This is a genomic window from Clostridium sp. (assembly GCF_032552055.1).
Lineage (GTDB): Bacteria > Bacillota > Clostridia > Clostridiales > Clostridiaceae > Clostridium.
In genome coordinates this window covers 1-9,039 of sequence record NZ_JAWGSV010000123.1, presented here as the reverse complement: position 1 = coordinate 9,039, position 9,039 = coordinate 1, and the positions used below count along the sequence as shown (strand labels likewise).

Sequence of the window (9,039 nt, the reverse complement as noted above, 5' to 3'; positions counted from 1 at the left end):
ATAAAGGAGAGACATTATGAAATATTATATAATTGTTTTTAAAAATACTTTAGACGCAATGAATGCAGAAAAAAAATTAAATGAAGTAGGTATAAAGTTTAGGATGATGCCTACTCCTACATCAATAACTCATAGTTGCGGAATATGGGTTAGGATAGAAGAAAGAGTGTATGTAGACAAAATTATTGCTAATAATATTATTAGTTATAAAAATATATATGAAAAAGAAGAAAATAATTTTATAGAATTAAGCTAGGAGTTTTAATATGATAAATATTTCAACATTTATTAATACTGGTATTGGGGAAGATGGAAAAATTTCATTAAGCTTTAATTGGGAACAAGCGTTAAGTAGTACTATTAATGTAATTGAATTTATAGTAAGTAAAACTATAAGTATGATTCTACTAATAATAGTAATGTTTCTAATAATAAAGATAGGCAATAAGATAATCGATAAATTTGTTAAAAATCAAATTAATAGTAAAAGAAGTTTTTCTATGGATACACAAAAGGCATTAACAGTAGGAGCTATATTAAAAAGTTCTTTAAAATACATAGTTTACTTTTCAGGAGCTGCAATTATAATAGGGAGTACCTTCAAGGTATCTGCAGCAGTATTAAGCGCAGTAGGTTTTGTAGTAGGGATAGGAGCTCAAAGTTTGGTAAAAGACATAATAAATGGATTCTTTATAATATTTGAAGATCAGTATGGTGTTGGTGATCATGTAACAATAGGAGTATATAGTGGTATAGTTGAAAATATCGGAATAAGATCTACTACTTTAAAAGATTTTAGTGGAGATATCCATAATATACCAAATGGTTCTGTGTTGGAGGTAACAAATCATTCAAGATATGATATGAGATTTATAGTAGATGTTGAAATTGCCTATGAAGAGGATATAGATAATACTATAAATATAATAACAAATACTTGTAAAAAATTCCAAAGGTCAAATAGCGAAGATATAAGAGAAAATATAGAAGTATTGGGTGCCATATCTTTAAATGCATCAGGTGTAACTATTAGAGTTGTAGGAAAGTCTAAACCTCTTTCACAATGGAAGATGGAGAGGGAATTAAGAAAAGAAATTAAGAAGTCATTAGATGAGGCAGGAGTAGAAATTCCTTATCCAAAGACTCAATTAGTAAATAATAATTAATACTTTAGGAGGATATTTTTATGGTAGAAAACTTTGACTTAGGTACAATTGTAGAAATGAAAAAACAGCATCCTTGCGGGAGTAAGGATTTTGAAGTAATTAGACTTGGAGCAGATATTAAAATTAAATGTGTAGGATGCGGAAGAATAATTATGATTCCAAGAAGTAAATTCCAAAAGGATGCAAAAAAAGTAGTAAAGCAATAATATAGTTATTTTTTTATCTTGCAAAAAAAATTAAACAATGATAAAATAATTAATTGTAATCCCTGCTGTACAAAGTACAGCCAAAGGCCGAGGGGAGGAGGTGAAAATGATGAGAAAGTACGAAACTATATTTATACTACACCCATCATTAGACGAGGAAGCTTGCAAGGCTGCAATCGAAAAGTTTAAGGGTGTAATAGAAAACGGTGGAGGAACTATAGAAAATGTTGACGTTTGGGGTAGAAGAAAGCTTGCTTACGAAATTTCAAAAGTTAACGAAGGATTCTATACATTAATCAACTTCAATGCTGATTCAGAATTACCTAAGGAATTAGACAGAATATTCAGAATTACTGATGGTGTTATAAGACATATCATAGTAAAACAAGAAGCGTAAGAGGTGATATTGTTATGAATAAGGTAATACTTATTGGAAGACTTACAAAGGATCCAGAGCTTAACTTTGCTGCTGGAAGTGGTACTGCTGTTACAAGATTCTCTTTAGCAGTAACAAGACCTTTTAAAAAGGATGAAACTGATTTTATCAATTGTGTAGCTTTTGGTAAAACTGGTGAAACAATAGCACAATATCTTACTAAGGGCAGACAACTAGCTGTTACTGGAAGCATTAGAACTGGTAGTTATGATGCTAAGGATGGAACAAAGAGATATACAACCGATGTAGTTGTTGAATCATTTGAATTCATTGGATCAGGTAATGGAAGTGGTGCTGGAAGAGACCAAGGTTTCAATGATAACTTTGGAGCTTCAAACAATTCTGGTTATTCAAATCCATCAAATAACTTTGGTGGAATGAATTTTGAGGAAGACATGACTCCTGTAGATGATGGAGATATGCCTTTCTAATAGTCTAAGAAGAAGGAGGGAATTAGCATGAGAGACATGAAGAGATCTGGAAAAATGAGAAGATCTAAGAGAAAAGTATGTGCTTTTTGTGTGGAAAAAGCTGAAGCTATAGATTACAAAGATATAACTAAGCTAAGAAAGTTTGTTACAGAAAGAGGTAAGATATTACCAAGAAGAATTTCTGGAACTTGCGCTAAACACCAAAGAGAATTAACAACTGCTATTAAGAGATCAAGAAACATAGCATTATTACCATTTACAACTGAGTAAATATAATTAACCCCTGTTTTATCAGGGGTTTTTTGTTATACTAATACACAAGTTTATTTACAAAATATGTAATATTAATTATAAGCTGTTGCATAAAATCACAAATATAATTAAAATATATATACAAGGGTAATAATATAGGGGTGAGTATGGTGAAGAGAGATGATTTAAATATAATGGCCAATATTAAGATGATAGAAAAGCTTAAGGCAAATTTGCTATGTATAATAGGTGAATTTTATCATTTGCTAACTAAGGGAAGTAATGTAGCACAAGATGCGATACTAAATTGTATATCAGGGGCTGTAATTATTTTATATGTATTAGCTCAGAAATTAGGATATTCATGTGAAGATGTAGATGATGATATGAAGAATAAACTTCAAGTAGGTATAGCAGAAGGTCACGAGTATGAAAATGATGGAAGGAGTTTAAGTAAACTTCAATTACATTTAAAGGAGCGCCATTAGTCTTATGGAATGGAAGGATTTTTTAGAAAAGAGACTTAAAATTATTAGGCCTATAATTACACCAGTTCTATTTGTTGTAGCTTGTATTGGTTTTTATTATATAAAAAGCGGTATATTAGGCAGTATACTATTATGTATTTTTCTTTTATTTAGTATAAGTGAGCATTTATCAAATAGAAAAGAAGAGGAAAGTACAGATGTAAAAATAGAGCAGATAAAGGTAGATATTAACGAAAATATTAATAATAATATTTTTAATTTAATTTTTCCTGTTGCAATAATAAAAGAATCAGGAGAAATATTTTGGAGTAATAAGGAGTTTGGAAAATTTATCCCTGAAGAAGATCCTAGTGGATTAAATATTGTAAGCATAGCAAGAGGCTTAAACATATCTAGACTATTAGCTTGTGATAGAGACTTACATCAAAAAATAAAGATACTAGATTCATTATATATAGTATATGCTAGTAAGATAGAAGGATATGACTTAAATGAAAATTTATATATAGTTTACTTTAATGATATAAGCAATTTCAAAAATATAGATAATACTAAAGAAAGCATTATGTTAATCGAAGTAGATAACTTAGCAGAAGTATTAGAAAATACTTTAGAGAGTGATAGGCCTATGCTTGTAGCTGATGTAGAAAAGAATATTAATGCTTATGCTCAAAGACTTAAGGCTATGATAACGAAGTATGATACTAATAAATATGTTTTATCTGTTCAAGATAAATATATAGATGAAGAGATAAATAATAAATTTTCAATATTGAAAGAAATATCAGAAATTGATAGAGGAAATAAGTTTGAAGTAACTCTAAGTATAGGAATAGGAAGAGGTGGAACTTGCCCCCTAGAAAATAATAACTTTGCAATAACAGCTAAGGAATTAGCTTTAGGTAGAGGTGGGGATCAAGTTGCTATAAAAAATAATGATAAAATTAAATTCTTTGGAGGGAATACTAGAGAAATTGAAAAGAGAACTAGGGTAAGAGCTAGAGTAGTTTCCCATGCTATAAAAGAATTGATTTATGAAAGCAGCAATGTACTTATAATAGGACATAAGAACCCGGACATGGATTGCTTTGGATCATCAATAGGAATATCATCAGTAGTTAAACAATTAGGGAAGCAATGCAATATTATACTTGGAAAAGATGTATCAGCAATAGAGTATTTCTTAGGAAAGCTTAAAGGTGATTCAAGGTATGATAATTTATTTATATCTGTTGAAGAGGCATATGAACAAATAAATGAAAAAACATTACTTATTATAGTAGATGTACACAATTCTAGTTATATCTTAGATAGAGGTATAGTAGATAAGGTTCAAAGAAAGATTATAATAGATCATCATAGAAGAAGTCCAGATACAGTTGAAGGGGCTATTCTAAGTTATATAGAAGTATATGCATCTTCTACATCAGAGATGGTAACAGAAGTAATTCAATACATGGTTCAAAGACCTAATCTAACAAGGCTTGAAGCAGAAGGATTATTAGCTGGGATATTTATGGATACAAAGGGATTTTCATTTAAAGCTGGTGTTAGAACTTTTGATGCAGCATCATTTTTAAGAGCATCAGGAGCAGATACAATAGAAGTAAAGAAAATGTTTATGGATAACTTAGAAGATTTTTTAATAATAGCAGATACAATAAAAACAGCTGAGGTTAATAATAATATTGCAATAGCTGTAGCACCTAAAGGATTAAAAAAATCATTTATGGCAGCTAGGGCAGCTGATGAATTATTAAATATATCAGGTATAAATGTATGTTTTGTTTTAATAAACATAAATGGAGACACTGTGATTAGTGGAAGATCCATTGGAGAAATAAATGTTCAAGTAATTCTTGAGGAATTAGGTGGAGGAGGCCATATGAATATGGCTGGAGTCCAATTAAGTAATACTACTATAGAAGAAGCAAAGATAAAATTAAAAGAATCAATAGAAAAACATTTAAAGGTTGGTGAATAACATGAAGGTAATATTATTACAAGATGTTAAGAAATTAGGTAAAAAAGGTGATGTTATAGAGGCATCAGATGGATATGCAAGAAATTATTTATTTCCTAGGAAATTAGCTGAAGAAGCAAATAATTCAAATATGCATATATTAAATGCTAAAAAGGAAAATGAAAGAAAGAAAAAGCTAGCTGAAATAGAAGCAGCTCAAAAGTTAGCTTCTGAATTAAAGGGTAAAGAAGTTAAGATAGAAGCTAAAGGAAATAATGGGAGATTATTTGGAGCTATAACTAGTAAAGATGTAGCGGAATTAATTAATAAAGAATATAAGTTATCAATAGATAAAAAGAAAATTGTTATGGATACAATTAAGGTTGCAGGTAGTTATGATATAGAAATTAAGATATATCCAGAAGTATCTACTAAGATGAAGGTAACCATTGTAGAGCAATCATAAGGAGGACTAAGTTTGAAGGCTTACGATGAAACAAATATAGAGAGTTTATTAGATAGTGATCTATCTTTAGACGCACAAGCAAATGTAATAGATCAGATATTAAATAATGTGTTAGATGAAGGTGCTGTTAGAGCTAGGATAGTAAGATTTAAACTACAAAAGTATATAAACTCTATTAACATATGCGAAAGATTATATGCATTAAATGTAATTGCATCAGATGGGAAGGGACTAAAGGCAGTACCAAAGGAAGATGAAATAAGAGATGTACTAGAAGATACAATTTATTATATATCAGAAAATATTGCTAGAAAATATGTTCAAAACAAAGTAGAAACTCAAGTTGAAAAGGCCCTTCAAGAAAGACAAGATAAGTTTATGGATGACATAAAACTATCAATAATAAAGAAGCAAAAGGGACCAGAAAGTACTAAAACAACAGTTAAGCTTGAGAGATTAGAAGCATTAGACGCTAAAAATATAAATAAAAATGTTATGAGTCTTTTAAGACCAGAAAATTTTGAGGAGATAGTAGGTCAAGAAAGAGCTATTAAGTCATTAATATCAAAGATGTCTTCACCATATCCTCAACATATAATTTTATATGGACCACCTGGGGTTGGTAAAACTTCAGCTGCTAGATTAGCATTAGAAGAGGCTAGAAAATTAAGATTTACACCATTTGATGATGATTCTAAGTTTGTTGAAGTTGATGGTACTACATTAAGATGGGATCCAAGAGAAATAACAAATCCACTTCTAGGATCAGTTCACGATCCAATCTATCAAGGTAGCAAGAAGGACTTAGCAGAAATAGGTGTTCCTGAGCCTAAGACTGGCTTAGTTACAGAAGCTCATGGTGGAGTGCTATTTATAGATGAAATTGGAGAATTAGATGAAATACTTCAAAATAAGCTATTAAAGGTTTTAGAAGATAAGAGAGTTGAATACTCATCATCATATTATGATCCAGATGATGAAAACACTCCTAAATATATAAAATATCTTTTTGAAAAGGGAGCTCCAGCAGATTTTGTTTTAATAGGAGCAACTACAAGAGATCCAGGAAAAATTAATCCTGCTCTTAGATCAAGATGTACAGAGGTATATTTTGAGCCACTTTCATCACAAGATATTATAGGAATAATAGAAAATGCAGCTAAAAAGCTTCAAGTTGAAATAGAAGATGGTGTTGCAGAGCTTGTAAGTAGATATACTTTTGAAGGAAGAAAGGCAGTAAATATTCTAGCTGATGCATATGGATATGCCTTATATAATTCAAAGGATGATTTAAATACTAAAATTACTATTAGTGATGTAGAAGAGGTTATATCTATAGGAAGATATGTACCATATGAAATAATTGAAGAAACTAATAAATTTGAAGTAGGTCATACTTATGGATTAGGCGTAAGTGGATTTATGGGTTCTACATTAGAAATAGAAACAGTAGTATTTGAATCTAAAAAGCCAGGTATGGGAATAGTTAAGTTTAATGATACTGCTGGTTCTATGGCTAAGGATTCTGTATTTAATGCAGCATCTGTAATAAGAAGAATGACAGATAAGGATATTAAGGATTATGATATACATGTAAATATTGTTGGAGGAGGAAGAATAGATGGTCCATCAGCTGGAGCAGCTATTACAATTTCAATAATAAGTGCATTGTTAGAAAGACCTATCAGACAAGATGTAGCGATAACTGGAGAAATATCTTTAAGAGGAAGTATTAAACCTGTTGGAGGAATATTTGAAAAGATATATGGCGCAAGAAGAAAAGGTATAAAGCTTGTTTTAGTACCTAAGGCAAATGAAAAAGAAATTCCTTTAAATCTTCAAGACATAGAAGTTAAAGCTATTAGTACTATTGAAGAATTAATGGATATAGTATTTGAAAAATAAAAATTTCAATAAATGCTGATAATTAGCATATTTAAATTTATCTTAGTAAGTTAAGTGAAAAAATATGATTTTTATCAGCTTTTTTATTTAAACAATATATTAAGTAATTTATTTTATATAATATAAATCTTTGATATAATAGTTATATTAATAATGAGGAGGTTACATATGGATGCACCAATAATGAGAAGTTTGCCTCAAAGTTTAGAAGCTGAGCAGTCAGTAATTGGGGCTATGATAATAGATAAAAGTGCTATTTCTAAAGCTCTAGAGAAGCTAAAAGATGAAGATTTCTATAGAGATGGTCATAAAGTCATTTTTAAGGCTATTAGAGAGATGTTCTCTAAGGATATGGCTGTTGACCTTGTAACCTTATTAGAATATTTAAAATCAACGGATAACCTAGATAAAGCAGGTGGAGTTACTTATATATCAGAAGTAAGCTCATCAGTTATAACTACTGCTAACTTAGAAGCATATATAAAAATAGTAGAAGATAAATCTACTTTAAGAAAGCTTATTAAGTCAGCAACACAAATTATAGAGGAAAGTTATAATAAGCAAGATAAAGTTGAAGATGTTATAGACATAGCTCAAAAGAAAATCTTTGATTTAGCAGAAAAACAAGGATCTAATGAATATGAATCATTAGCAAATGTACTAGAAAGAGGATTCTTAGAAATAGAAAGGCTATTCAATAATAAGGGATCTATAACTGGTGTTGGATCAGGTATAAGAGATTTAGATGCTAAAACATCAGGATTCCAAAAAGGTGATATGGTACTTATAGCTGCAAGGCCATCTATGGGAAAAACAACGTTTTCTTTAAATATTGCAGAAAATGCAGCACTTAGAGAAGGAAAGAGTGTAGTTATATTTTCCCTGGAAATGTCTAAAGAGCAATTAGCATATAAGTTACTTTGCTCTGAAGCGAATGTAGATATGCTAAAGCTAAGAACTGGTAATCTAGATGATGATGACTGGGAGAGAATTGCAAGAGCTACAGGTCCACTTTCTAAAGCTAAAATTTACATAGATGATACTGCTGGATTAAGTGTAATGGAAATGAGATCAAAGTGTAGAAAGATAAAAATGGAGCATGGTATAGATATGATTCTTATTGACTACCTTCAGCTTATGAGTGGTAGTGCTGGAAGTGAAAGTAGACAACAAGAAGTATCAGAAATATCTAGATCTATTAAAGCACTTGCCAAGGAAATGGAATGTCCTGTTATAGCATTATCTCAGCTTTCTCGTGCACCTGAACAAAGAGCTGACCATAGACCAATGTTATCTGACTTAAGAGAATCTGGATCTATAGAGCAGGATGCTGACGTTGTTATGTTCTTGTATAGAGATGAATATTATAATAAGGAAACAGAAGAAAAAAATATAGGTGAATGTATTATAGCAAAACAGAGAAATGGTCCTGTTGGAACAGTTAAGATGGCTTGGATAGGAGCACACAGTAAGTTTGCTAATTTAGAACTTGTATATGAGTAAGAAATGAGCTGTCTTAAAGACAGCTCTTTGTTAATAAAGAATGAAGAATTAAAAATGAAAAATTATTGATGCAACTCCTAATGAATTACTGAAAATAAATTAAATTTAAAACTCCTAATGGGATTTTTTCATTAATTATTCATTTTACATTATAAATTACATGTCATATATTGAAGTTAAAGTCTAACTTTCTTTAGGGATTTTAATGTAGACTAGATTAGCA

At 30.1% G+C, this 9,039-nt stretch carries 11 protein-coding genes; all 11 read left to right on the top strand.

What is annotated here, in order from left to right; genetic code table 11:
• Positions 1 to 16 precede the first annotated feature (16 nt).
• Entirely contained in the window at positions 17 to 256 is a 240-nt protein-coding gene (locus tag E6248_RS09530) for a DUF3343 domain-containing protein (RefSeq protein WP_316340580.1), read from the top strand.
• Positions 257 to 266: 10 nt separating this feature from the next.
• Positions 267 to 1,166, top strand: coding sequence for a mechanosensitive ion channel family protein (locus E6248_RS09525; RefSeq protein WP_316340579.1), 900 nt, complete (start codon positions 267 to 269; stop codon positions 1,164 to 1,166).
• Positions 1,167 to 1,186: 20 nt separating this feature from the next.
• On the top strand, positions 1,187 to 1,372 hold the full coding sequence (locus E6248_RS09520) for a DUF951 domain-containing protein (RefSeq protein WP_316340578.1): 186 nt from the start codon (positions 1,187 to 1,189) through the stop codon (positions 1,370 to 1,372).
• Positions 1,373 to 1,481: 109 nt separating this feature from the next.
• Positions 1,482 to 1,769, top strand: coding sequence for a 30S ribosomal protein S6 (gene rpsF / locus E6248_RS09515; RefSeq protein WP_136008237.1), 288 nt, complete (start codon positions 1,482 to 1,484; stop codon positions 1,767 to 1,769).
• Positions 1,770 to 1,783: 14 nt separating this feature from the next.
• Positions 1,784 to 2,239 (top strand): single-stranded DNA-binding protein, encoded by a 456-nt coding sequence (locus E6248_RS09510; RefSeq protein WP_316340577.1) that lies wholly within the window; start codon positions 1,784 to 1,786, stop codon positions 2,237 to 2,239.
• Between the two features lie 27 nt (positions 2,240 to 2,266).
• Positions 2,267 to 2,509, top strand: coding sequence for a 30S ribosomal protein S18 (gene rpsR, locus E6248_RS09505; protein WP_136008239.1), 243 nt, complete (start codon positions 2,267 to 2,269; stop codon positions 2,507 to 2,509).
• A 152-nt stretch (positions 2,510 to 2,661) separates the two neighbouring features.
• Complete coding sequence (locus tag E6248_RS09500; RefSeq protein WP_316340581.1) at positions 2,662 to 2,979, top strand: MazG-like family protein; 318 nt, start codon at positions 2,662 to 2,664, stop codon at positions 2,977 to 2,979.
• Positions 2,980 to 2,983: 4 nt separating this feature from the next.
• Entirely contained in the window at positions 2,984 to 4,963 is a 1,980-nt protein-coding gene (locus E6248_RS09495) for a DHH family phosphoesterase (protein WP_316340576.1), read from the top strand.
• Position 4,964: 1 nt separating this feature from the next.
• The gene (gene rplI / locus E6248_RS09490) at positions 4,965 to 5,408 is read left to right on the top strand and encodes a 50S ribosomal protein L9 (protein ID WP_156627796.1); all 444 of its coding nucleotides are present in this window, start codon (positions 4,965 to 4,967) and stop codon (positions 5,406 to 5,408) included.
• A gap of 12 nt (positions 5,409 to 5,420) precedes the next feature.
• The gene (lonC, locus tag E6248_RS09485; protein ID WP_316340575.1) at positions 5,421 to 7,313 is read left to right on the top strand and encodes a Lon family ATP-dependent protease; all 1,893 of its coding nucleotides are present in this window, start codon (positions 5,421 to 5,423) and stop codon (positions 7,311 to 7,313) included.
• A gap of 168 nt (positions 7,314 to 7,481) precedes the next feature.
• Entirely contained in the window at positions 7,482 to 8,816 is a 1,335-nt protein-coding gene (locus E6248_RS09480; protein ID WP_136008243.1) for a replicative DNA helicase, read from the top strand.
• The last annotated feature ends 223 nt before the right edge of the window (positions 8,817 to 9,039 follow it).

Excerpts from the sequence above, each read along its gene's own strand:
- E6248_RS09530 (WP_316340580.1), top strand. The coding sequence starts at position 17 with ATGAAATATTATATAATTGTTTTTAAAAATACTTTAGACGCAATGAAT.
- E6248_RS09525 (WP_316340579.1), top strand. The coding sequence starts at position 267 with ATGATAAATATTTCAACATTTATTAATACTGGTATTGGGGAAGATGGA.
- E6248_RS09520 (WP_316340578.1), top strand. The coding sequence starts at position 1,187 with ATGGTAGAAAACTTTGACTTAGGTACAATTGTAGAAATGAAAAAACAG.
- rpsF (WP_136008237.1), top strand. The coding sequence starts at position 1,482 with ATGAGAAAGTACGAAACTATATTTATACTACACCCATCATTAGACGAG.
- E6248_RS09510 (WP_316340577.1), top strand. The coding sequence starts at position 1,784 with ATGAATAAGGTAATACTTATTGGAAGACTTACAAAGGATCCAGAGCTT.
- rpsR (WP_136008239.1), top strand. The coding sequence starts at position 2,267 with ATGAGAGACATGAAGAGATCTGGAAAAATGAGAAGATCTAAGAGAAAA.
- E6248_RS09495 (WP_316340576.1), top strand. The coding sequence starts at position 2,984 with ATGGAATGGAAGGATTTTTTAGAAAAGAGACTTAAAATTATTAGGCCT.
- rplI (WP_156627796.1), top strand. The coding sequence starts at position 4,965 with ATGAAGGTAATATTATTACAAGATGTTAAGAAATTAGGTAAAAAAGGT.
- E6248_RS09480 (WP_136008243.1), top strand. The coding sequence starts at position 7,482 with ATGGATGCACCAATAATGAGAAGTTTGCCTCAAAGTTTAGAAGCTGAG.